This window comes from Microbulbifer mixtoriginis (SeqCode), from assembly GCF_052467705.1.
Genome location: NZ_CP174322.1, coordinates 286,739 through 310,329 on the forward strand (window position 1 = coordinate 286,739; position 23,591 = coordinate 310,329).

Sequence of the window (23,591 nt, forward strand, 5' to 3'; positions counted from 1 at the left end):
GAGAAATGGGTCTATCCCCCAGTAGTCCCGCGAAACTCAAACCCCGCAGGGCCTCGCGGGATACCCTGTGGAAAACCGATTTATACCGCTTTTTTGCGCTTCAGCAGCCCGCGCTTTTTCAACTGGATCAGCAGCAGGGATATGGATGCGGGCGTCACGCCCGGTATCCGCGAGGCCCGCGCCAGGGTATCTGGGCGGGTCTCTCCCAGCTTTTGCTTGACCTCATTGGACAGACCGGAAATATCGCTGTAGTCGAAGTCCGCCGGGATAGGGGTATCTTCGTAGGCCTGCAAGCGCTCAATTTCCTCGCGCTGGCGATCGATATAGCCGGCGTATTTGGCCGAGATTTCCACCTGTTCGGCAACCTGCTCGTCGGTTACCGCTTCCCCTTTGAGGCCCGCCACATCCTGATAGCCCAGTTCCGGACGGCGCAGCAGGTCCATCAGGCTATATTCCCGCGCCAATGGCTGCGGCAGTTTGGTTTCTACGGAGGCGGCCTGGGGTGTCTTTGGGTGCACCCAGGTCTCTTGCAGTCGCTGGGTTTCCTGAGCGATCGCCTCGCGCTTTTCACTGAACGCTGCCCAGCGGGTATCGTCGACCAGGCCCAATTCGCGACCTTTTTCGGTCAGGCGCAGGTCAGCATTGTCCTCACGGAGCAGCAAGCGATATTCCGCACGGCTGGTAAACATGCGGTAGGGCTCTTTGGTGCCACTGGTAATCAAATCATCCACAAGCACGCCCAGGTAGGCTTCATCCCGACGCGGGGACCAGGCTTCGCGCTCTTGGGCCTGCAGGGCGGCGTTGGCGCCAGCCAGGAGTCCCTGGGCGGCCGCTTCTTCGTAGCCGGTGGTGCCATTGATCTGGCCGGCAAAATAGAGCCCCTGGATAAATTTGGTTTGCAGGGACGGCAAAAGGTCGCGCGGGTCGAAGAAATCGTACTCAATCGCATAGCCCGGGCGGGTGATATGCGCATTTTCAAAGCCCTTGATGGAATGCACCAGCTTAATCTGTACGTCGAAGGGCAGACTGGTGGAAATACCATTGGGGTACAGCTCGTTGGTGGTCAACCCTTCCGGCTCGATAAACACCTGGTGGCTATCTTTGTCCGCAAAGCGGTGCACCTTGTCCTCGATGGAGGGACAGTAGCGCGGACCAATCCCCTCTATCACGCCGGAGTACATGGGCGAGCGATCGAGCCCGCCCTGGATAATTTCATGGGTGCGGGCATTGGTGTGGGTAATCCAGCAGCAGACCTGGCGCGGGTGCTGATCGCGGCTGCCCAAATAGGACATCACCGGTGTGGGGCTATCTCCCCACTGCTCCTCCAACTCACTGAAATCTACTGAGCGGGCATCAATACGGGGAGGGGTGCCGGTTTTGAGGCGATCGACGCGGAAAGGCAGTTCGCGCAAACGATCCGCCAGGGCGATCGAGGGCGGATCTCCAGCGCGGCCGCCGGCATGGTTATCCAAGCCGATGTGGATACGCCCACCGAGGAAAGTCCCGGCGGTCAGTACCACTGTCTTGGCTCGAAAGCGCACTCCTGCGTTGGTGACAACGCCCACAACGCGTTCACCTTCGACAATCAGGTCATCTGCCGCTTGTTGGAAGATCTCCAGGCTTTCCTGTGCTTCCAGGATCGAACGGATAGCGGCGCGATACAGGGCTCTATCGGCCTGGGCACGCGTTGCTCTTACTGCGGGACCTTTGCGGGCATTGAGGACCCGGAACTGAATTCCGCCCAGGTCTGTTGCCGTTGCCATAGCGCCACCGAGGGCATCGACCTCCTTCACGAGATGACTCTTGCCAATACCGCCAATGGCCGGGTTGCAGGACATTTGCCCGAGGGTCTCGATATTGTGAGTCAGTAGCAGAGTGGAAGCGCCCATACGTGCCGCTGCCAGTGAGGCTTCGGTACCTGCATGGCCTCCGCCGATCACGATCACATCATAGGTCTTAGGGAATTCCATAATGGCTGCTACTGGTTACAACTTGGGGCGCACATTTTATAGTCAGTAAGTGTCCTCAGCAATTGGCTTTATTCAAGCCGTTTAGAAAAGCTCTGCCTTTGTCTTTCTGTCTCCTTCTTGAATATCAACTTCTGATCGGATGAATTTCAAAACTCTGTCTTGCTTTCTTAAATACTCTTACTAATGAATATATGTATATCTTAAAGAGTATTTTTTTATATTTATTGTTTTTATTAGACCTGCCGCAACTCGGTATAAGCAAAAAAAAACCTTTAAAAACAATAAGTTATAAAGATGAAAACCCTGCCGACAAACCCTTGGTGGACACAGGGGTAACCGGGGTATGAGGCTGTGAAAACTTGGGACAACTTTGCCCTATCTACTCTTATTAGGAAGTTATCATCATACGATTATTCTATTTTGCAGGTGCTTATCCCCTCTTTTGCCCACAGTCAGTTTTTTTTGACTAGTGTCTGTGGTGCTTTACCCAGACTTTCTGGGGGATACCTGTGAGTAGTCGAAGGCAATGTATAAATCTGTGCATATACCCATTGAATGGGTGTGGGTTAATGGTGAGATAACTGCCAATAAGCTTATCCACGGGAAATCCCCGTGGACATGTATAACTTCTTTCCCCTAAGAGCCATTTAAACAGCTATCTCAAGCTTATTTCTCACCTATTTCGTGGAAAATATGCGGGAAAGCTGGGGATTAAATAGAACTTTTTTAACAACCTAGGATAGATCTGGGCTCTTCCTGTGAGCAAGAGGTGTGGAACTTGTGCCAGAAGGAAAATAAGAAGAAGGAGAGTGGGGAGGTACTATAGGGAAGAGAAGAGGACGCTATTAGCTAGCGCCCCCAATTGGATAAGTGCGTGGAACTCCTCACCTTCTTATTTTCCGATACAAAAGCTGCCGAAAATTTTCCCGAGCAGCTCGTCCGCACTCATTGCACCAGTGATTTCCCCCAACGCCTGCTGGGCCTGACGCAAGTCTTCCGCGAGTAATTCACCGGCACCATGGCTGTGGAGCTGCTGGGAACCTTGCTCAATAAAGGCGCGGGCGCGCTCAAGAGCCTCTAAATGGCGTCTACGCGCACTAAAAGTGCCTTCGGCAGCACCACTGAAGCCGATAGACTGTTTCAAATGCTCCTTCAGTGCTTCGAGGCCCGCACCGGTCTTGGCGCTGATGGCTATAACCGGCACTCCTTCAGTGTGAGCTTGGAGGCCGGCACTGTAATCGCTGAGATCAATTTTGTTCAGTACCAGTGTGAGCTTGTCTAAGTCCTGAAGCTGGTTGGTAAATTCCGGCCAGGCCTCTGCCGGGTCCAGTGAGTGAAGTTGCTCTGCATCCATTACCAGGAGCACGCGATCCGCCTGGTGAATCTCCTCCCAGGCGCGCTCGATGCCTATTCGCTCTACTTTATCTGGCGCATCCCGCAGGCCGGCGGTATCGGCGAACTGCAGGGGCATGCCGTCAATGTGGATATCTTCCCGCAAGATATCGCGGGTGGTGCCGGCGATATCGGTGACGATGGCGGTATTGCGACCCGCGAGGGCATTGAGCAGACTCGACTTGCCGGCATTGGGGCGCCCGGCAATGGCCACCCGCATACCCTCGCGCATAATGGCGCCCTGGCGCGCCTGAGCTTCCACACCAGCCATTTGTGCCAGTAGGGCCTGGATATCCGCAGCCACCTTGCCATCGGCGAGAAAGTCGATCTCCTCTTCGGGAAAATCGATGGCGGCTTCCACATAGATACGCAGGTGGGTAAGGCTTTCCACAAGGTCTTCGATCTTGTCGGAAAATGCGCCCTGTAGTGAACGCATGGCGTTGCGTGCCGCTTGGGCACTACCGGCATCAATCAGATCGGCGATCGCTTCGGCTTGGGTGAGATCCATTTTGTCGTTGAGGAAGGCGCGTTCAGAAAACTCCCCGGGACGTGCCTGGCGGGCTCCCAGTTCGATCGTTGCCTTCAGCAGTTGATCGAGAATGACCGGGCCACCGTGGCCCTGCAGTTCCACCACGTCTTCTCCGGTAAATGAGTTGGGGCCTGGGAAGAATAGGGCGAGTCCCTGGTCGATCAGTTGCTCACTGTGGAAAAAATTTCGGTAATGGGCATAGCGCGCTTTGAGCGGTTTATCCCCGCAGATTTGCTGGGCAATGGACAGGGCTTTGGGGCCAGAGAGGCGGATTACACCGATACCACCGCGCCCTGGTGCGGTGGCGACGGCGGCGATGGTGTCACGATTAAGGCTTTGTTGTGTCATCGGCTGAGTGTACTCGACATAACGGAAAAGGGCCGCAGTTGCGGCCCTTGTTGTTTGTGATCTGTGGATACTTGATCAGTATTTTCCGGCATCCACCTGCTTGTTGATATACCAGGTTTGACCGATGGTGATCAGGTTGTTTGCGATCCAGTACAGGACCAGGCCAGCCGGGAACCACAGGAAGAACACCGTCATCATCACCGGCATCAACTGCATGATACGGGCCTGGGTCGGGTCGGTGGGGGCCGGGTTTAGCTTCTGCATAAACCACATGGACAGGCCCATCAGTACTGGCAGGATGAAATAAGGGTCCTTTGCCGACAGGTCGTGAATCCAGAAGATCCAGGGCGCGTGGCGCAGCTCTACGGTTTCGGTGAGCATCCAGTAGAGGGCGATAAACACCGGCATCTGCAGTAGGATCGGCAGGCAGCCCCCCATGGGATTGATCTTCTCGCGGCGGTAGAGCTTCATGGTCTCTTCCGCCAACTTCTGACGATTGTCCTTGTACTGCTCCTGCAGTTTTTTCATCTGTGGAGCAAACTTGCGCATGCGCGCCATAGACTTGGTGCCTGCGGCGGACAGCGGCAGCAGCAGTGTCTTGATAAAGACGGTGAGCAAGATAATCGCCCAGCCCCAGTTGCTGACAATATGCTCCTGGATAAAGTGCAGTACGCGGAACAGCGGCTTGGCAATCCACCACAGCCAGCCGTAATCCACGGTCAGGTCAAGATAGGGCGAGATCTCCTCCAGGCGGTAGACATCCTTGGGGCCGGCATAGAAGGAAGCGCTCAGCTCGCCCTGAGTCGCGGCGGGGATTTGTACCGGCTGGGCGGTGAAGCCCATACGGAATAGTCCGTTGGACAATTCGCGCAGCTCAAAAGTGTTGCGTTCATCCTGTGGGGGAATCCAGGCGCTAAGGAAATAGTGCTGCACCATGGCTACCCAGCCGCCTTCCACTGTGGTGCGGGTGGGTTTCTCGGCGATTTCCTCAAAATCCTGCTTGAAGTAATTTTCTTCGTTGGTGTGAAGAGCGGCACCGAGGAAGGGTGACATACCAAAACCGGTATCGGTAACCGGCTCACTGGCATCGCGCTTGATCTGGCCAAACATGGCGGCGGACCAGGGCTTGGAGCTGGTGTTATCCACCAGGTAGGCCACCTGAACGAGGTAGTCACCACGCTTGAAGGTGTAGCGTTTGGTGATATTTGCACCTTCTTGCTGCAGGGTCAGGTCCACAATCAGCTGATCCTGCCCTTCGACCATGGCGTAGTTGGTCTTTTCAACCTTAAACAGGGGGCGGCCAGCGGCGCTATCGGTGCCGTTGTTACCGATCAGACCACTCTGGGCGATATAGGTGTGATAGCGGGTCTGGTTTAACAGGATTAAGGGCTGGTCAGGCGTATCCAGCTTTTCCTGGAACTGTCGCAGGGCCACTTTTACGATATCACCGCCACGAGGATCAATGAGCAGATCAAAGACGTCGGTGGTGACATTGATGAGCGTGCGTTGGCCGCTATCGGTGCCTGTCTCTGCTGGCGCTTGGGACTCCAGTTGGGGGACATCGCCATTGCCGTTTTCGCTGGTCTGCGCCGGGATTTGGCTGCCGCTCTGTATATCGTTGTGAACTATGGTTTCGCGGTCGAGTTCAGGAGTGTGCTGCTCTTGAAATGCATTCCACTGGAAGATAAGTGCGAGGAGAACCGCGAGAATTCCACCTAGCAGCGTATAGCGTTGCCAATCCATCTTAATACCTAGAGCGTGTTCTTGTGTTTGGTGGGGGGAACCGGGTCCAGTCCACCAGGGTGCCAGGGGTGGCATTTTATAAGGCGGCGCGCAGTTAAATAACCCCCCTTTAAGGCTCCGTGAGTTTCAATCGCCTCTTCGGAGTATCGCGAGCAGGTTGGGTAAAAGCGGCACTGGTTACCTACCCATGGGCTGGCCAGATAGCGGTAGACGTGTATCAGCTTGATCAGTAGCCACTTCATGACTTCGATTGTGGCTGTTGCGCGCGCTTGGCCAGCTTGCGCCAGAGCTTGTTTAGTGTCTTCGCCAGTGCGGCCTTATCCAGATCTGCAACCCCCGGGCGAGCCAATACTACAGCATCCAGCGGCGGCAACTGGTGTTGCTGCAAGCGGAAGGTTTCTCGGGTAATTCGCTTGATTCGATTGCGGTCAGAGGCGTTGCGCACATGCTTCTTGGCAATTACCAAGCCGAGGCGCGGATGCTCAGAATCACTGGGGCATGCGAGGATCAGGAGGTGGGGATGCGCGGCGCGCACAACGTTTTCATTGAAAACCTTGCGATACTGCGCCGCATTAAGCAGGCGCAGAGTCTTGGCAAATCCAAAGCTGCTGCGCACCTGCTGCATAGGGAGAATCTCTAAAAAGAAGAGATATTATGCAGACAGTACTTTGCGGCCTTTAGCGCGGCGGCGGGCCAGGATTTTACGGCCGTTTTTGGTTGCCATACGAGCGCGGAAACCGTGAGTGCGTTTGCGCTTCAAGTTGCTGGGTTGAAATGTGCGTTTCATAGTCTTGCTACCTGAGACTTTGTGTTCAAGATTTCTCGGGACCATCCCCGGCCGCGGCCTGGGCTCCGGTCCGGCACAGAGCCGGCGCAGACGGAGCTACGCGCTGCGAAGGCCGCGGATTGTATAGAAAGGCAACAGTGAAAGCAACGCACAGACGGGAGATATTCGGCTTGTTTACCACTAAATCACTGATGCCAAATAACGGCTACCAGACAAGCCCTTGAGCTACCTGATGTATTTCGTGATGCCCACCGATTGACCCCAAGATATACACAGGCGACTGTGGATAAAGTTCAAAAGGCGTAGGCTTCAATTGTCTAATTGTTACGCAAATACCTGATTGCATGGACATTTTTGCGCAATTTTTTCAACAGCGCCACGCTTTCTTGTGGATAACCCATCGATGGAAAGGTATACTGCGCCGATCTTATTTGACGGCTAGGGCACTCCAGTCCTTTCATGCCGTTGTCTCCGTGGTCTTACCATTTTGGGGTTTTGGGGGGTTTCTTGACTGAATCCGTTTGGAAGCAGTGCGCGAGCTGTTTGCAGGATGAGCTGCCATCTCAGCAGTTCAATACCTGGATCAGACCGCTGCGCGTCAATCCCGCGTGTGCAGAGGGCGAGTTGCGACTGGTTGCACCAAATCGCTTTGTACTGGACTGGGTTGGCGGTAAATTCCTTCATCGTATCCGCGAGCTGGTCCACCAGTTCTCTCCTGGACAGCCACTTCAAGTAGGGCTGGAGATCACCGCTCGTCGCCCCGCGCGTTTTCAGCGTAGTCGCGCAGCAATGGAAGCGGCTCCTGTACCGGCTCCCGTGCCCCCTACGGCTCCGGTTGCCAGTGCTATGCCGCCGCCGATAGCACCTACAACTTCTCCAGCACCTTCTGTTTCACCGGGTTCGGTGGATTTTTCCACAACTCCTGGTGTGGTTTCTCCCTCTGTCTCTCAGGGGTTTATGAGCCATGCGGAGCCACAGGCTCCTGTTTCCAATCAGCCGCTGAATGGTGGCGGCTTTGGTGGTGGCCCTGGTGTAAATCCTCATTCAATACTGGAAGAGGAGACCAACTCCAGACAGGTCAGCAAGGGGGAGCAGGCGGTATCCGATATTCGTCCTGCGGTAATGAACGACATGGTGCGTTCTATCCCGGAACAACCCGCGCGGCAGGTTGAGGTTGAGGGTGCCATTAAGCACGGCAGCTCCCTCAATCGAAACTTCACTTTTAAATCTTTTGTTGAAGGCAAATCCAACCAATTGGGCTTGGCTGCTGCGCAGCAAATCTCCGACAACCCTGGTGGAGCCTATAACCCGCTCTTTATTTATGGTGGTGTGGGCCTGGGTAAAACGCACCTTATGCATGCAGTGGGCAATGCGTTGTTAGAGCGCAATCCCAATGCCAAAGTGGTCTACCTGCACTCTGAACGTTTTGTCGCGGATATGGTGAAGGCTCTACAGCTCAACGCCATCAGCGATTTCAAGCGCTATTACCGCTCTGTGGATGCGCTGCTGATTGACGATATTCAGTTCTTTGCTGGTAAGGAGCGCTCTCAGGAGGAGTTTTTCCATACCTTTAATGCGCTTCTCGAGGGTGGCCAACAGATTATCCTCACCTGCGACCGCTATCCCAAGGAGATCGACGGCCTTGAAGAACGTCTCAAGTCCCGCTTTGGTTGGGGCCTGACCGTGGCTGTGGAACCGCCTGAACTGGAGACGCGGGTAGCCATATTAATGAAGAAAGCGGAGCAGTTCGGTGTAGAGTTACCCCACGATTCCGCTTTCTTTATCGCGCAGCGTATCCGCTCCAATGTACGGGAGCTAGAAGGCGCCCTGCGCCGTGTGATAGCCAACTCCCAATTTACCGGCCGTGCCATTGACGATGTATTGGTGCGCGAGGCCCTCAAGGATCTACTCGCCTTGCAGGATCGTTTGGTGAGTGTGGACAATATTCAACGCGTGGTGGCCGAATACTACAAGATCAAGGTGGCTGACCTGTTGTCCAAGCGCCGCAGCCGCTCTGTCGCGCGTCCGCGTCAGGTGGCTATGTCTCTGGCTAAAGAGTTGACCAACCACAGTTTGCCAGAGATTGGCGATGCCTTTGGCGGGCGTGACCACACTACGGTCTTGCATGCCTGCCGCAAAATTCGCGAATTGCAGGAGTCTGATGCGGATATCCGCGAGGACGTAAAGTTACTGACACGGTCGTTGACCACTTAATCGAATAACTGACAAACAAGGCGAAACTACCGATGAAATTCAATGTGAGCCGGGACGCCCTGCTGAAGCCCCTACAACTGGTAGCCGGTGTCGTTGAGAAACGCCAGACCCTGCCGGTCCTGGCCAATGTATTGATGCAATTACAAGGTCAGGAGTTGTCCCTGACTGGTACTGATCTCGAAGTGGAAATTGTCGGCCGCTTGCCGGTGGATGGCGTGGAAATGGAAGGTGAAGTAACTGTTCCAGCACGCAAGCTGCTGGATATCTGTCGCTCATTACCGGATGGCGCTGAATTAAAATTTGAGCGCGATGGCGAGCGCCTGGTATTGCGCAGTGGCCGCAGCCGTTTTCAGTTATCCACTTTACCCGCAGCGGACTTCCCCAATCAGGAGGAAGCCAGTGCCCAGACTCGATTCGATATTTCTCAACGCGAGATTCGCCGTCTGATTGAGGCAACCAGCTTTGCCATGGCCCAGCAGGACGTGCGCTACTACCTGAATGGCCTGCTGCTGGAATGCCGCCCACAGCAGCTGCGCGCAGTCGCCACTGATGGTCACCGCCTGGCTTTGTGCGACCGCGATGCTCCGGGCTTGAATGTATCGGCACCCATTCAGGCGATTGTACCGCGCAAGGGCGTGTTGGAATTGGGGCGTTTGCTGGAAGATAGCGACGTGCAGGCGCAGGTAGTATTGGGCAACAACCATATCCGTGTGATGAGTGGCCAGTTCACCTTTACCTCTAAGCTGGTGGATGGCAAGTTCCCGGATTATGAGCGCGTTCTGCCACGTGGTGCCGGCAACGTGGTCTATGCCGACCGTCAGGGCCTGCGTCAGGCTTTCTCCCGAGCAGCGATTCTTTCCAATGAAAAATATCGTGGGGTACGTTTGCAGGTCTCCGAGGGTTTGCTGCAGATTGTGGCCAATAACCCCGAACAGGAGGAGGCCGAAGAGCAAATGATGGTGGATTACGTGGGGGAGCCCATGGAAATAGGCTTTAACGTTTCCTATTTGCTCGATGTTACTGGTGCTATTCACAGCGACCAGATTCGCATTAGTCTGGCGGATGCCAACAGCAGTGCTTTACTGCAGCAACCTGAGGACGGAGATGCCCTCTACGTGATTATGCCGATGCGTCTGTAAGCCCTGGTTAGTAAGCATTTGGCTCACAATCGAGAAGGGACCGCACTGTATTATCAACAGGCGGTCCCTTTATTTTTTCTGAATATTGCCGCTGAAATTTTCCCAGCCAGCGGGGCGAGGGGTCTATGGCGCTGACCCGCCTTCTGATTTCTAATTTTCGAAATATCTCTCACGCCGATCTGCTTTTGGACACTGGGGTTAACCTGTTCTGTGGCGTCAATGGCAGTGGCAAGACTTCCATTCTTGAAGCTGTTCATATGTTGGCTACAGGCCGCTCTTTTCGGTCTCGCCAGCACAAATCGGTTATCCGCCATGATCATTCAGGGCTCACGGTTTTTACCCAGCTGGATACGGGCTTCAATCTTGGGGTCGAGCGCCTAGCTGATGGCGGAGGCCGTGTGCGTGTTAACCAGGCGGCGGCTGAGTCCAGTTCACAGCTTGCTAACTGTCTCCCCTTACAACTGATTAACAGCGATAGTTTCTCCGCCCTGGATGGTGGCCCTGGAGTGCGCAGGCGACTTCTGGATTGGACAGTGTTCCACGTGGAACATCTCTTTGCTCAGCAATGGAAAAACTATCAAATCGCACTGAAGCAGCGAAATGCCTTGTTGCGACGTGGTAAAATCGATCCGGACGCGATCGGGATTTGGGAGCATCAGTTGTCCCAAAGTGGCGAACAGGTGGATACCCTGCGTCGCAGCCAATTCGAGCAATTGCGTGCGGCCGTAACAACGCTACTGGAAGAGTTACCTCCCAGCCTGCTAAATCGGGTAGATATGAGTTATCGACGCGGTTGGCGAAAAGAGGTTGAACTGGCCGAGGCGCTTAGAGAGTCTCGGGATAGTGATCTCAGTCAGGGACATACCCGCACTGGGCCTCACAGAGCAGATCTCCGTTTTACCGTTGCAGGTGAGCCTGCACATAATGTTTTATCCCGTGGCCAGCAGAAGATGCTGGTATGCGCCGTACGCACGGCTATGGCGCAGTTGGTTTGCCGTCACCGAGAGAAACCGGTATTTCTTGTGGACGACCTTCCAGCAGAGCTGGATGATCACAATCAGCATGTTTTTGCCCAGTGGGTTGGTCGTTGTGCCAGCCAGGTACTGGTAACCGGAATAGATGAGGGCACTACAAGCCGCCCCTGGCGACAATTGGAAGCCCCTTGGAATTGCCCAAAAGTGTTCCACGTGGAACATGGGAATATCAGCGCCGATGCATCGGCTGCATAATAAGTTGAATGGAGCGAATAAATGTCAGAGCAGCAAAGCTATGACTCGAGCAGTATCAAGGTACTCAAAGGCCTGGATGCGGTGCGCAAGCGCCCCGGAATGTATATCGGTGATACCGACGATGGCACCGGCCTGCACCACATGGTGTTCGAGGTGGTCGACAACTCCATCGATGAAGCACTAGCAGGCCATTGCGATGAGATTCGCGTAACCATCCATCCGGATGAATCGATTTCCGTCTCAGATAACGGCCGTGGTATTCCAACAGAAATCCACCCAGAAGAGGGGGTTTCTGCTGCAGAAGTAATTATGACCGTGCTGCACGCCGGTGGTAAGTTCGATGACAATACCTATAAGGTATCCGGTGGTCTGCATGGCGTGGGTGTGTCAGTAGTAAATGCGCTGTCAAAAGAGTTGAAGCTGACTATTCGCCGTGGGGGTAAGATCCATGAACAAACCTATCATCACGGTGTGCCCCAGGCTCCACTGGAGGTGGTGGGAGATAGCGATACCACCGGCACCACCGTGCACTTCAAGCCCTCTGCAGATACCTTCAGCAATATCGAATTCCATTTCGATGTACTGGCCAAGCGCTTGCGCGAGCTGTCCTTCCTCAATTCCGGTGTACGTATTGTCTTGAAGGACGAGCGTAGTGGCAAAGAGGAGGTCTACGAATACGAAGGTGGCTTGAGTGCCTTCGTGGAGTTTCTTAACCAAAACAAAACTCCCATCAACAAGGTGTTACACTTCCAGAGCCAGCGCGATGACGGCATCGCCGTAGAAGTGGCGCTACAGTGGAATGACAGTTTCCAGGAAAGCATTTTCTGCTACACCAACAATATCCCCCAGCGCGATGGTGGCACCCACCTGGCAGGCTTCCGCGCGGCACTGACTCGCGGTTTGAACACCTATATTGAGCGCGAGGGCCTGGGCAAAAAAGATAAGGTCAACACCACCGGTGACGATGCCCGTGAAGGCCTTACCGCGATTATCTCTGTGAAGGTACCGGACCCGAAATTCTCCTCGCAGACCAAAGACAAGCTGGTTTCCTCTGAGGTGAAGCCCGCTGTTGAGCAGGAGATGGGGCACCACTTCAACGACTACCTGTTGGAGAATCCCCAGGAAGCCAAGTCCGTCGTTACCAAGATGATCGATGCGGCGAAAGCCCGTGAGGCGGCGCGCAAGGCGCGAGAGATGACCCGTCGCAAGGGTGCCCTGGATATCGCTGGACTGCCCGGCAAACTAGCGGACTGCCAGCAGAAAGACCCAGCCCTGTCGGAAATCTACCTGGTGGAGGGTGACTCTGCCGGTGGTTCTGCCAAGCAGGGCCGCGATCGTCGTACCCAGGCGATCCTGCCGCTGAAGGGCAAAATCCTCAATGTGGAAAAAGCGCGCTTCGACAAGATGCTCTCCAGTGCCGAAGTGGGCACCCTGATCACCGCACTGGGCTGTGGCATCGGTAAGAGCGAGTTCAACCCGGACAAGCTGCGTTACCACAGCATCATCATCATGACCGATGCCGATGTGGATGGAGCCCATATCCGCACCCTGTTGCTCACCTTCTTCTTCCGTCAGATGCCGGAGCTGATCGAGCGGGGCCATATCTACATCGCGCAGCCGCCACTGTATAAGATATCCAAGGGTAAGCAGGAGCAGTACCTAAAAGATGAGGGTGCTCTGACTCAGTTCCTCACCAACGCCGCCCTGGAAGGCGCCACATTATTTGTGAACCCGGATGCACCTGGACTATCTGGCGCTTCCCTGGAAAGCCTGGTGGGCGAGTATCGCAGTGTGCTGGCTACTATTGATCGTCTGTCCCGCCTGTATCCAGAAGAGGTGCTGCGCAGCATGATCTACCTGCCCAGCTTGTCTCAGGAAGACCTGCAGTCCCAGGAGAAAGTCGCGGCTTGGAGTGAGAAGCTACAGGAGAAACTCGGTGACGAAGAGAGCGGTGGAACCCGTCGTCACGAAGTGACGGTTCAGGAGAACACCGAGCGCGGCCTATTCCTGCCCCATATCCATATCGTGGCCCACGGTGTCGGCAGTGACTACCTGATTAACCACGAGTTCTTTGATTCCGCCGAGTATGCGTCTATCTGCGCTCTGGGTGAGAAAATGGTGGGTCTATTGGAAGAGGGTGCCTTTATCCAACGCGGCGAGAAGCAGCACCCTGTTGGCAGCTTCCCTGAAGTGATGGACTGGCTGATGGGCGAGAGCCGCAGAGGCTACGGTATCCAGCGCTATAAGGGGCTAGGTGAGATGAACCCGGAGCAGCTTTGGGAAACCACCATGGACCCAGAGAGCCGTCGTATGCTGCAGGTCACTGTGGAGGATGCCATTGCGGCTGACCAGATCTTTACCACCCTGATGGGGGATCAGGTAGAGCCACGTCGCGACTTTATCGAGACCAATGCCCTGGCAGTGGAAAACCTGGATGTTTAAGTCTTCCAGACGCTCTTGCGCTTAAAAATAGATGGATTGCCTGGGGCGGTTTTATACCGCTCCAGGCAAATATCGATCGAAATCACCCCGCCAGCTTGCCTTCCAACTTATCCTCAAGGCGCCTGAATAGACTCACAACAAACTCTCGAAAGACTTTAAAGCGCAGCACATTGCGGTGTTCCGGTGTAGAGACCAGCCACAGATCGTGCAGGCTGGAGGGCTCCGCGCCGGGTAAGCGAATAACACCATTAACCCCATCGGCGAGAAAGCAGGGAAGCCTGGCTAAGCCCAGTCCACTTCTGACGGCTTCTAGCTGTATCAGGCCATGGCTGATCTGATGTTGATAGGGCAAATCTGGATAAGGGGTGTTTTGGGCCCAGTTCACCCTGCCATCCTCACTGCTCCAGCCGAGCCAGCGGCCGTGCTCTGGTAGTGATTCCGCAATATAGGCTGGCGAGCCGTAACAGCAGCTAGGTAGGTTGGTAAGCTTACGGGCAATAAACCTTTCGGGTACCTCTGCATCTTTGGGCAGGATTCTCAAAGCCACATCCGCCTCGTGTTTCTCGAGGCTGAGCACCTGGCTGGTAACTAGGAGCTGTACGTTTATCTGTGGGTAGGCGTTGGTGAACTCATTGAGGTGCGGAATCACAAGATGGGAGGCCACGACATCAGGCATGGTAACGCGTATTTCACCAGAGAGCCGATGGCTACCACCCTGCAAGTGCTTCTGTGCCGCGTCGAGGTACTGCTCTGCGGATTTGGCATAACCGAGCATGGCTTCTCCATCTTCGGTTAGTTGATAACCTTTGGAGTTACGGTAAAACAGTCTGGCTTGAAGCCTCTCTTCAAGAGCGTCAATACGGCGGGATACAGTGGAGTGGCTTACTCCAAGGTCTTCAGCAACGCTGCGGGCACTATGACTCCTGGCAACCGCAATAAAGAACTGAATATCAGTCCATTCAATGGATCCTTTATGCAACACAGTGTCCTATTTTGTTATATTCCGTTGCAAATAGTGTCCAGCTAATCTGTCTCCCGTCAATATTTATTGCACCGAACATCCTGGGAGAATCCAATGAAAATCGTTCAAGTTAAGAGAGAAGTTGCCATAGACCGCCCGATTGAGGAGGTCTGGAAAGTGCTTGCTGTGGATTTTGATACCGCTTACCAATGGATGACGCTGATACCGCATTCCTTTGCCAAAGAGGGTACACCGGTTGGCAATGCCAGTGTAAAAGGGCGTGTCTGTGTAATGACAAATAAAGGCCCCAATGGTCTTGTCGCCGATGAAACCATCACAAGATTTGATGATAAAAAGCATGAGCTGGATGTGTCTGTAGAAACCAAGAACACACCGCCAGGATTTCCGGTGAAGAAAAGTTTATCGCAGTTTAAATTAGAGGCTTTATCCGAAAATGGGACAAGGGTGAGCTTCACTGCGAACATGGAGCTGGGTGCCATTGGTGGCGTACTGAGCCCGGTAGTGAAAAAAATGACGGGCACACAGTTTGGTAAAATGTTGGAGGACCTAAAAAATCATTTGGAAAAAGGCCGGCATCTTACCGGTGAGGCCGCTGCTTAGTTGGCTGAATATTAAGAATATAGTTTTATAAGCCCTTCTGTTTCTGCTATCAGCAAGCAGAAGGGAATGGGAAAAAAGCAAAGAAAAAAATATTTTTTGCAGAGAAATCTGACAAAAGCCAAAATTATGAATTACTAGATCTGCATAAATAAGAACTATTTGATCGCGGAAGAAAAACTAAGGGAAAAAGAAAGTTTTTAGAAAAAAGGCGGAGAAAAAATTCCCCCGCCGATCTATGAATTTATTTCTCCAGTAATAACCCGCACTCGCGATGTTCTTCACCCTTGGTCGGATCGAAATACACATCATTGTCCGGCAGTTCGTTTTCGTAAACGTACTCTTCTACATCAATCTCTTTCAAATGAAACATTGGCGCTACGCGAATGGTGCCGTGATTCCCCTGGGTAAAAACATCCAGGTTTTTACGGTGTGCATTCTGATCGTGACGAATGCCGTTTAACCACACATCCGGTTTCAATTCCTGCATGGCGCGGTTAAACGGCTCGAGCTTGACCGTACGCGAAAAGAAGTCGTGCTCGGGAGTATCCAGGGCTGGAATACCACCGTATACAGCGTTGTAGTGGGCCGCGGACATCTTTGGAGAGTAGGTACGCAGATTGAGGCCCAGCTGTTTTACCACATTTTCAATATGGCGATAGGTCTCAGGAGTGTTGTAACCGTGATCCACCCAGATCACCGGAATATCCGGCTTGGCTCTGCTCACAAGATGCAGAAAGGCCACAGCAAGGGGGCGGAAGTTAGTAAAGACTACCGGGTTCTGGGCCTTTTCCATGGTGAATTGCATGATTTCGCTGGGTTTAGCCTCAGCAAAAGTCTGATTCAATACTGCCAGGTTGGCATTGTGATGAAAGAAGCGGCCTCTCGAAGACTGCAGGGCATTACTGGAAGCGTTGTGTCCCATAAAAATCAGCGCATTGGAAAACTAGAATGGAAGTCATGCTACCCGGATAGCTTGTCGCGTAGAAACAATAAAAAGGAGTGAATCAATAAGCTTCGGTTATAAGTAATGGGTTGAACCTCGGATTTTAGGTTATGAATTCAGGGGCTAAGACCTCCACAGGACATAAAAATCTGATGCTGGCCATATTCGGCATTGTATCCACGCTGTGTTTCTACAAACCCATGTTTTTGCAGGAAATAACGCGTGCGCAGGTTTTCACGAAATACTTGAGCCTGGAGTTGTTTACATCCCCCGGCGACAGCCTGAAGTAAGGTGGCGCCAATACCACAGCCGGTGAACAGTGGGCTAACACAGAGGTGGGCGATGTTATCCCTGTCCACCAGGGTAATAAAAGCCTCTGCAACGGCGCTGTGGCGTCCGGTAAAGACCAAGCATTGGTTGGATCGGCGGCAGTCTCTACGAAATTCACTACGGCGCTGCAGCCAGAACTGACGGGGCAGCGAAGGGTGTGAATTTGTTACAGCGTGTAGCCAGAGCTGTTCCAGCCTATCCAACTCTTTGAGTTCTGCCATTCGTATCATGGGCATTCCCAAAGTGGATACATGGGCCCAATGCTAGTCAGCTCAAAGAGTAGATCCTAGGAAACATCCAGTTATTAGGATAGAAACTAAAAACAAAGAGGTTTTTTCCTCGTAAAGGCGCCAAAAAACAAAAAAATGTTCTGTCATATCCCACCCTTCTAAGTGGTAAAATACAATCATTCTTATTAACAAAAACAATTACAAATTACTTAGATTCATTGGAGGGTTCATGAAGAGATTTTTCCTGTCGCCAATGGCTATTGCCCTGGCGGTTGCTGCCGCAGCTCCCAGCCTCGCTGAGGAACGTTTAGAGAGCGTATCCGTTATTGGTAACTCCGATTCTGTCTCCAAGCTGCCGGGCTCCGCGCACCTGGTTGATGCCGAAGAGCTGGCAAAATTCGAGTTTGTGGATATCAACCGTATGATGCGCTCGGTTCCGGGGGTCTACATCCTTGAAGAGGATGGCTACGGCCTGCGCCCGAATATTGGAATTCGCGGTGCCCAGGGTGGGCGCTCCGCCAAAATTTCCCTGATGGAAGATGGAGTCCTGGTGGCTCCAGCACCCTACTCGGCACCGGAAGCGTATTATTTCCCGAGTGCCGGCCGCATGGATGCCATTGAAGTAGTGAAGGGCCCCGCTGCGTTGCAATACGGCCCATTCACCGTGGGTGGTGCGGTAAATATGTTGAGTACCCCCATTCCCACTTCCAGCCAGGGGATGGTGCAGCTGGAGGCCGGTGAATACGGTGAGACTCGCCTGCACGCTCACTACGGCAGCAGTACAGAAACTACCGGCTGGCTGCTGGAGACCCAGCAACAATATGCCGACGGTTTTCGCGAAATTGATCGCGCTGGCAGCGCGGATATCGCTAAAGAAGACTACCTGCTGAAAGGTCGCCTTAATTCCGATGCGGATGCGACCTATCGCCAGCAGTTGGATATCAAGCTGCAGTACTCAGAAGAGGAGTCAGGCATGAGTTATCTGGGCCTGACGGATGCTGACTTTAAGAGAGATCCGAACCGCCGCTACGGCATCAGTGCCCTGGATGAAATGCAGAATCGCCACAGCACTATCCAGCTGAACCACAGTATCGAGTTGAGTAACAACTTTACCCTGCATACCCAGGCTTACTACAACAAGTTTAAGCGCGACTGGTTTAAGGTCAGTGAGGGGGACTTGATAGATGCTGTTAATACCGGCGGCAGTGTTGATGGAGTCATAGACCCCCAAGCGGTATTGGATGGCACTGAGGATTACACTTTTGGTGTTAAGCACAACAACCGTGAGTACGAGGCCAAGGGCCTGCAGATTAGTGCTGATTGGCACTTTAACACCGCTTCCGTTAGTCATGAGTTGACCTTTGGAGTACGCCAGCATCAGGACGAAGTGGATAGATTCCAGCCTGTGGAAAACTATGAACAGGTGGATGGCAAATTGGTGTATCTGAGCACAGATATTCCCGATACCGTCAAAGAAAGCAGTAATAACCGAGTCGAAGAAGCGGATGCAACTTCGTTCTTTATCTACGACGATATCCAGCTGAACGACAAACTGACTCTCACCGCTGTTCTTCGCTACGAGGATATAGAGACCGAACAGCAGCGTTATAACGACGCCGAGCGTACCGAGAAGGGCAGTTACCGCTCCAATCAGGTGGATGAATGGCTGCCAGGTTTGGGGCTTGTTTACCAGGCTAGCGAACAGTGGAGCCTGCTGGCAGGTGTACACCGTGGTTTTGCCCCTCCCGGTGCAGGTGCAGCCGATGGCCAGGGGCCGGAGTTATCCACAAACTATGAATGGGGTGCTCGCTTCGATAACGGCAGCCTGAATGCCGAATTGATCGCCTTCTATAGTGACTATGAAAATGCTGTGCAAAACTGCTCGGTGGCGGTGAAATGCCCCAATGGTGCTGAGAGTGGAACCTACCAGTTGGGTGAAGCAGAAATCAAAGGGCTGGAAGCTACGTTTGGAAGTGAGTGGGTGCTCACAAATGGTTGGATACTACCGGTTCGGGCAACCTATACCTTTACTGATGCAGAAATCAGTGAAGATAGTGACGGCAATGACCTGCTTGCCGGCGATAATCTCGAATATCTGCCGGAAAATGTTTTTGCCGTATCCGCCGGCCTCGATAGCGGTGCAGCCTGGCGTTTAAACCTGACCGCGGCTTACCAGGACGAAATGTGTGTGAATACCGGTTGTAACCGGGGGAATACCGATAAATTCGATTACACAGAGTCTCTGTGGGTTGTGGATGCCGCTGCGCACTACGATTTCAGCGGAGACCTGACCGGTTACCTGAAAGTGGATAACCTGTTTGATGAGCAGGTGATTATCAGCCGCAGTCCCGATGGTGCCCGCGCCAACCGGCCGCGCACCGCCACACTGGGTATGAAATACGTTTTCTAATCCCACAGCGTGACAGAGCAGCGGTCAATTAGAAACCCCGGCGTAAGCCGGGGTTTCTTTTACAGCGAATAGATGCACGCTACCAGCGGCTACCGCCCAGGTGGGCAAAGTGGGCCTTGAGGTAGTTGGTCTCAGGAATTGCCGGATGTATTGGATGGTCTGCGCCCTGGCCACCGCTGGCGAGTATTGAAGCCCTACGGCCCAATCGGTGCGCCGCACCGCGTACACAATCGAGCAGTTCCTCCGATTGAAGATGCATAGAACAGGAAGCACTTACTAACAAGCCGTCCTCCGACAATAAACGCATAGCCAGTTCGTTTATGTGGCGGTAAGCGGCAAGGCCGGCCTTGTGATCTTTGCGTCTTTTAATAAACGCGGGGGGGTCGAGCACTATGACATCAAACTTCTCGCCCTCGGCCACCATGGCCTTCAGAACCTCTAGCGCCTTACCTTGCACGGTATCCAGTCTGTCGGCAAAGCCGTTATGCTGTGCATTCAATTGACACCAGTCCAGGGCCTGCTGCGAGGCATCTACACAAACCGCATGACTGGCGTCGTTGGCCAGAGCCTGGATTCCCCAGCCGCCCGCATAGGAGAAAAGGTCCAACACACGCTTTCCCCGGACCCAGCGGTTTAACAGGCGGCGGTTTTCGCGGTGATCGTAGAACCAACCGGTTTTTTGCCCCTGGTGAACTGGCGCCAAAAGCGGAACGCCATTTTCCTCAAAGGGCACTAGTTCTGGCACTTCTCCGTAAGCAATCTGGTTAATGAGGGGCATATTCTCAACTGCACGGCCCTGGTGATCATTGCGCAGTAAAATTCCTGTAGGTTGAGTCAGCTCGATTAACTTATCCACAACCACCTGTTGGTAGCGATCCATGCCCCAGTTGCTGACTTGTACGACTAGATGATCGTTAAAGCGATCAACGACTAGCCCCGGTAGGGCATCGGAATCTCCGTAAACCATACGGTAGCTAGGGTGGTCGAAGTAGCGTTGCCGCTGTAGCAATGCGGTTTGCAAGCGCTCACCAATGTCGTCTTCGGAAAAATTGTCCTTGCGGCTCAATAGGCGGGCGCAGATTAATTGGCTGGGGTTGACCCAGGCTGTGCCCAGAAGTTTACCCTGACTATCCAGAACCTGGCACTGGCTCCCCGCTTCCAAGCCTTTCAGCGGGGAGCGCTTGGTGTCCACCTCATTACTGTATATCCACAGGTGGCCGCGCTTTAAACGGCGCTCTGCGCCGCGATTCAATATTAATTCCGCCAATTGGGGTCTCCGTAAGCTGGGGTGATTCGCGGAGGCAATTGTGCTTGGCTCGGGGGATAGGTCAAGGATTTCGAGTCTTTGTGGATAAACAGGATCGATGTGCAGTGATCAAAGAGCAAAGTACGAGTAAAAGTGTGAATAACTAGCTACTGGGTCATTTTGTGGATAACCCACAGGAATTCAGATATCCAGTAAGAAGAGTAGCTCACTAGGATGTGAGCACTTACAAACATAATGTATTCTCGATAATAAATATAGTCACAACCTCTGCGGGAGGATGGGTATTTAGCAGAAATGGTTGGTAAAGTGTGAATTAATCGGCAGAATTTACCGCCAAGATAAAATTGTGCCTTGTTGGCGTTGTGGAAAACTCTATCAATGAAATTGACTCAGGACCAGTCTATTCAAATTGCCATGTTTATCTATCCGGGCGCTTCCAGCTTGGATGTGACTGGGCCACTGGAGGTTTTTGCTCTGGCCAATCACCTCCTCCGTGAGGAGGGGCGTTACCCTTCTGACTTTTACAAAATCCAGTTATTGGCTGAAGAATCCGGGCTGGTACAGATGGGCACGGGTGTGAAGCTGTATGCGGATTGTGGATATCGTGAGGTGAAAGATATCCACACCCTGTTGATGAGTGGTGGGCCGCCTGGAAGTTATAAAGCCCTCTATTCCCAAACAGATATTCTCGACTGGCTGTGTGAACAAAAACAGGTGGTTAAACGGATGGGCTCAATTTGTAATGGTGCTTTGATTTTGGCTAAGGCTGGGGTGCTGGCTGGTCATAAAGCAACTACCCATTGGGCAAATGTGGATGAGCTACGGCAGTTTGCCGATATTGAAGTAGACCCTGATGCGATTTATGTATGTGATGATCATATTTATACCTCAGCCGGTATTACCGCGGGTATTGATCTCGCTCTGGCGTTAGTGGAGGAAGATCACGGGCGTAGTTTGGCCCTGGCAATCGCCAAACTCATGGTCCTCTATCTCAAGCGAGATGGCGGCCAGCGGCAATACAGCAGCCACTTGATGAATCAGCAACAGAGTGATCGCTTTGCCAGGCTTGTGGAGTGGATTTACCAAAATTTGAATCAGTCTCTCACAGTAGAAAAATTGGCACAGGAATCTGCTATGAGTCCCCGTAATTTTTCTCGCTGCTTTCTCAAGGAGCTGGGAGTGACCCCAGCGCGCTTTGTCGAAAATATCCGTGTGGAAAAAGCCTGCCAATTATTGTCTGAACAAAACCTGTCTCAGGAAAAAATAGCCTGCCTCTGTGGCTTTCAATCCCAGGAGCAATTGAGACGCACGTTTCGAAGACATAAAGGCATACTTCCCAGTGAGTTTCGTCGGCGTTTTCATTAAATAAAACTACAAGGCAAACTCATAATCCATCGAGAAATAATATTTTTTTGGGTTCGGCTGTGTTCAATTGAGAATTAAATGAATTATTGGCCTTTTGATAATTTTTTAATTCTCCTGAATGACTGCTTTTTCAACTAAAAAGGATGAATAGTTACAGTATGGGAAAAACACTTTCTTAGATTGCTCCCCAATTAAAATGTCAGAATTCGTCGTAAGTGTGTCTCTTGTTCCAATAGCTGCAATGTAATAATTCTAGGTTCAAAATTTTTGGGTACGTGTTAACCGTTAGATCTCACAGATATGGCTTAGGGGCTAAATAGATAGATCAGATGAAAAATAAAAAGTTTGTGTTGGGTATCTTTGCCCTGCTGTCTTGTATTGGCTATTTGCTCTGGCCGGTTTATCAATTTTATGCCTGGTCTTTGGATTCGTTACCACTTAGTCCATTTGGTTGGCAAGCGTTAGCCACCGAGGCACCATCGACACAAAAGCTTTACCAAAAAGAGCTGCAACCGGCAGCAGATCAGTCGCTTAAAGCCATTGAAAAGCATCGCCAGAAGATTGGTTCTCCTGCAATTTCTGCTGCAGTCTCGACTTGTGGCAAGCTTGTTTGGGCTGGCGCATCTGGATGGGCAGATTTGGAAGAGCAAATACCTGTTACCACTGAGACACGTTTTCGTATCGGCAGTACCTCTAAGGCTCTGACTGGAACAGCTCTGGCGCGCTTGGCACAGAAGGGAAGTGTTGACCTTGACAGTTCAATATCAAACTACCTAGAAGCATTGCCCAACCCGGAATGGGCAGAGATAACTCCACGCCAGTTGGCCTCTCATATGTCGGGTTTACCACATTATAAGAAGAATTCTGATTGGCTTGGTTTGTATAAGACACTGGCACTGGACACTCATTACGACAGTATGTACCAGGCCCTGGAAATTTTTGACAATAGTGAATTGTTATTCCAACCAGGCACAAATTTTTATTACAGCACCTTGGGGACTGTTCTTCTGGGAGCAGTTCTAGCTGGTTCAGAGCAAAAAAGCTATTTGAATGTGATGGAAGACGAAGTCTTTATTCCTGCCGGAATGAAAAATACTGAGGTCTCTCCATTAAATGGCAATATGGAAAGAAATATTGCCCGTTTCTATAAAAGTAATGGTTTAAGCGGGGATGAACTTCGCCTGCGTGAATGGCGACCGGTGGATTTAAGTCATCGTCTCCCGGGAGGTGGTTTTATTTCCACACCCACTGACCTGGTAAAGCTTGGTGCACACTATCTCGACGACAACTTTTTAGCTGCTGAAACCCGGGAAGTTTTTTTGTCCCCACAAAAGCTTGCTAATGGAGAGGTCAATAAGCAGCACTATGCGTTGGGTTGGCGGTACCGAGAACAAGAAATTCCATCTGTCGGAATAGTGCGTCATGCTAATCATGGTGGTGTCAGCCGCGGCAGTCAAAGCTGGTTGATGATTATGCCGGATCACAACTTGTCAGTGGCAGTAAATATCAATCGTAAAACAAAAGCTTTTTGGGATTTTGGTCGTATCTCAATGGATATTGCTGAAGCTTTTATTCGGCAACAGGGTAAATTACGTTGTAAATAAAAAAACCGGCCAAGACCAATAGCTCAGCCGGTTTCTAAAAATACCCCCTCTGTCAATCATGGGAGGG

The 23,591-nt window shown here is 52.4% G+C and carries 18 protein-coding genes; 8 read left to right on the forward strand and 10 right to left on the reverse strand.

The annotated features are described in order from the left end of the window. Nucleotides 1–80 precede the first annotated feature (80 nt). The 6 genes from mnmG to rpmH form a co-directional block, all read right to left on the reverse strand. The gene (gene mnmG / locus ACJJIB_RS01370; RefSeq protein WP_444887617.1) at nucleotides 81–1,970 is read right to left on the reverse strand and encodes a tRNA uridine-5-carboxymethylaminomethyl(34) synthesis enzyme MnmG; all 1,890 of its coding nucleotides are present in this window, start codon (nucleotides 1,968–1,970) and stop codon (nucleotides 81–83) included. Between the two features lie 892 nt (nucleotides 1,971–2,862). Then, on the reverse strand, nucleotides 2,863–4,239 hold the full coding sequence (gene mnmE / locus ACJJIB_RS01375) for a tRNA uridine-5-carboxymethylaminomethyl(34) synthesis GTPase MnmE (RefSeq protein WP_444887618.1): 1,377 nt from the start codon (nucleotides 4,237–4,239) through the stop codon (nucleotides 2,863–2,865). Nucleotides 4,240–4,314: 75 nt separating this feature from the next. Further along, nucleotides 4,315–5,982 (reverse strand): membrane protein insertase YidC, encoded by a 1,668-nt coding sequence (yidC, locus tag ACJJIB_RS01380; protein WP_444883253.1) that lies wholly within the window; start codon nucleotides 5,980–5,982, stop codon nucleotides 4,315–4,317. An 8-nt stretch (nucleotides 5,983–5,990) separates the two neighbouring features. Further along, nucleotides 5,991–6,224 carry a membrane protein insertion efficiency factor YidD gene (yidD, locus tag ACJJIB_RS01385; protein ID WP_083922742.1) on the reverse strand — a complete coding sequence of 78 codons (234 nt, stop codon included), beginning with the start codon at nucleotides 6,222–6,224 and terminating at the stop codon, nucleotides 5,991–5,993. Next, nucleotides 6,221–6,607 (reverse strand): ribonuclease P protein component, encoded by a 387-nt coding sequence (gene rnpA / locus ACJJIB_RS01390; protein WP_020413886.1) that lies wholly within the window; start codon nucleotides 6,605–6,607, stop codon nucleotides 6,221–6,223. Before rnpA ends, yidD begins: the two co-directional genes overlap by 4 nt. 27 nt (nucleotides 6,608–6,634) lie before the next feature. Further along, a complete protein-coding gene (gene rpmH, locus ACJJIB_RS01395) occupies nucleotides 6,635–6,769 on the reverse strand; it encodes a 50S ribosomal protein L34 (RefSeq protein WP_020413885.1) in 135 nt (44 codons plus the stop codon). Nucleotides 6,770–7,276: 507 nt separating this feature from the next. Between rpmH and dnaA the strand changes: the two genes are divergently transcribed. From dnaA to gyrB, 4 genes are all read left to right on the forward strand, one after another. Further along, nucleotides 7,277–8,983 (forward strand): chromosomal replication initiator protein DnaA, encoded by a 1,707-nt coding sequence (gene dnaA / locus ACJJIB_RS01400; RefSeq protein ID WP_444887619.1) that lies wholly within the window; start codon nucleotides 7,277–7,279, stop codon nucleotides 8,981–8,983. A gap of 32 nt (nucleotides 8,984–9,015) precedes the next feature. Beyond that, on the forward strand, nucleotides 9,016–10,122 hold the full coding sequence (gene dnaN, locus ACJJIB_RS01405; RefSeq protein ID WP_252083962.1) for a DNA polymerase III subunit beta: 1,107 nt from the start codon (nucleotides 9,016–9,018) through the stop codon (nucleotides 10,120–10,122). Between the two features lie 125 nt (nucleotides 10,123–10,247). Further along, nucleotides 10,248–11,351, forward strand: a complete 1,104-nt coding sequence (gene recF, locus ACJJIB_RS01410) for a DNA replication/repair protein RecF (protein WP_444887620.1) — start codon at nucleotides 10,248–10,250, stop codon at nucleotides 11,349–11,351. 21 nt (nucleotides 11,352–11,372) lie between these two features. Then, on the forward strand, nucleotides 11,373–13,793 hold the full coding sequence (gene gyrB / locus ACJJIB_RS01415; RefSeq protein ID WP_444887621.1) for a DNA topoisomerase (ATP-hydrolyzing) subunit B: 2,421 nt from the start codon (nucleotides 11,373–11,375) through the stop codon (nucleotides 13,791–13,793). A gap of 82 nt (nucleotides 13,794–13,875) precedes the next feature. On the opposite strand, the gene ACJJIB_RS01420 is transcribed toward gyrB, so the two are convergent. Continuing rightward, on the reverse strand, nucleotides 13,876–14,772 hold the full coding sequence (locus tag ACJJIB_RS01420; RefSeq protein ID WP_444887622.1) for a LysR family transcriptional regulator: 897 nt from the start codon (nucleotides 14,770–14,772) through the stop codon (nucleotides 13,876–13,878). 96 nt (nucleotides 14,773–14,868) lie between these two features. On the opposite strand from ACJJIB_RS01420, the gene ACJJIB_RS01425 reads away from it, so the two are divergent. Next, on the forward strand, nucleotides 14,869–15,375 hold the full coding sequence (locus ACJJIB_RS01425) for an SRPBCC family protein (protein ID WP_444883258.1): 507 nt from the start codon (nucleotides 14,869–14,871) through the stop codon (nucleotides 15,373–15,375). A gap of 241 nt (nucleotides 15,376–15,616) precedes the next feature. Here ACJJIB_RS01425 and ACJJIB_RS01430 read toward each other — a convergent pair whose 3' ends face one another. Both ACJJIB_RS01430 and ACJJIB_RS01435 read right to left on the reverse strand, forming a co-directional pair. After that, on the reverse strand, nucleotides 15,617–16,297 hold the full coding sequence (locus ACJJIB_RS01430; RefSeq protein WP_444883259.1) for a phosphoadenosine phosphosulfate reductase domain-containing protein: 681 nt from the start codon (nucleotides 16,295–16,297) through the stop codon (nucleotides 15,617–15,619). Nucleotides 16,298–16,434: 137 nt separating this feature from the next. After that, nucleotides 16,435–16,878: a GNAT family N-acetyltransferase gene (locus ACJJIB_RS01435; RefSeq protein ID WP_444883260.1), complete on the reverse strand. Its 444-nt coding sequence runs from the start codon at nucleotides 16,876–16,878 to the stop codon at nucleotides 16,435–16,437. Nucleotides 16,879–17,107: 229 nt separating this feature from the next. Here ACJJIB_RS01435 and ACJJIB_RS01440 point away from each other — a divergent pair, with 229 nt between their 5' ends. Beyond that, the gene (locus ACJJIB_RS01440; RefSeq protein WP_444887623.1) at nucleotides 17,108–19,288 is read left to right on the forward strand and encodes a TonB-dependent receptor family protein; all 2,181 of its coding nucleotides are present in this window, start codon (nucleotides 17,108–17,110) and stop codon (nucleotides 19,286–19,288) included. Nucleotides 19,289–19,367: 79 nt separating this feature from the next. On the opposite strand, the gene ACJJIB_RS01445 is transcribed toward ACJJIB_RS01440, so the two are convergent. Beyond that, nucleotides 19,368–20,555 (reverse strand): class I SAM-dependent rRNA methyltransferase, encoded by a 1,188-nt coding sequence (locus tag ACJJIB_RS01445; protein WP_444887624.1) that lies wholly within the window; start codon nucleotides 20,553–20,555, stop codon nucleotides 19,368–19,370. Nucleotides 20,556–20,933: 378 nt separating this feature from the next. Between ACJJIB_RS01445 and ACJJIB_RS01450 the strand changes: the two genes are divergently transcribed. Together ACJJIB_RS01450 and ACJJIB_RS01455 are read left to right on the forward strand one after the other, a co-directional pair. Further along, nucleotides 20,934–21,920, forward strand: a complete 987-nt coding sequence (locus ACJJIB_RS01450) for a GlxA family transcriptional regulator (RefSeq protein WP_444883263.1) — start codon at nucleotides 20,934–20,936, stop codon at nucleotides 21,918–21,920. 329 nt (nucleotides 21,921–22,249) lie between these two features. Beyond that, nucleotides 22,250–23,524: a serine hydrolase domain-containing protein gene (locus tag ACJJIB_RS01455; protein WP_444883264.1), complete on the forward strand. Its 1,275-nt coding sequence runs from the start codon at nucleotides 22,250–22,252 to the stop codon at nucleotides 23,522–23,524. Nucleotides 23,525–23,591: the final 67 nt, after the last annotated feature.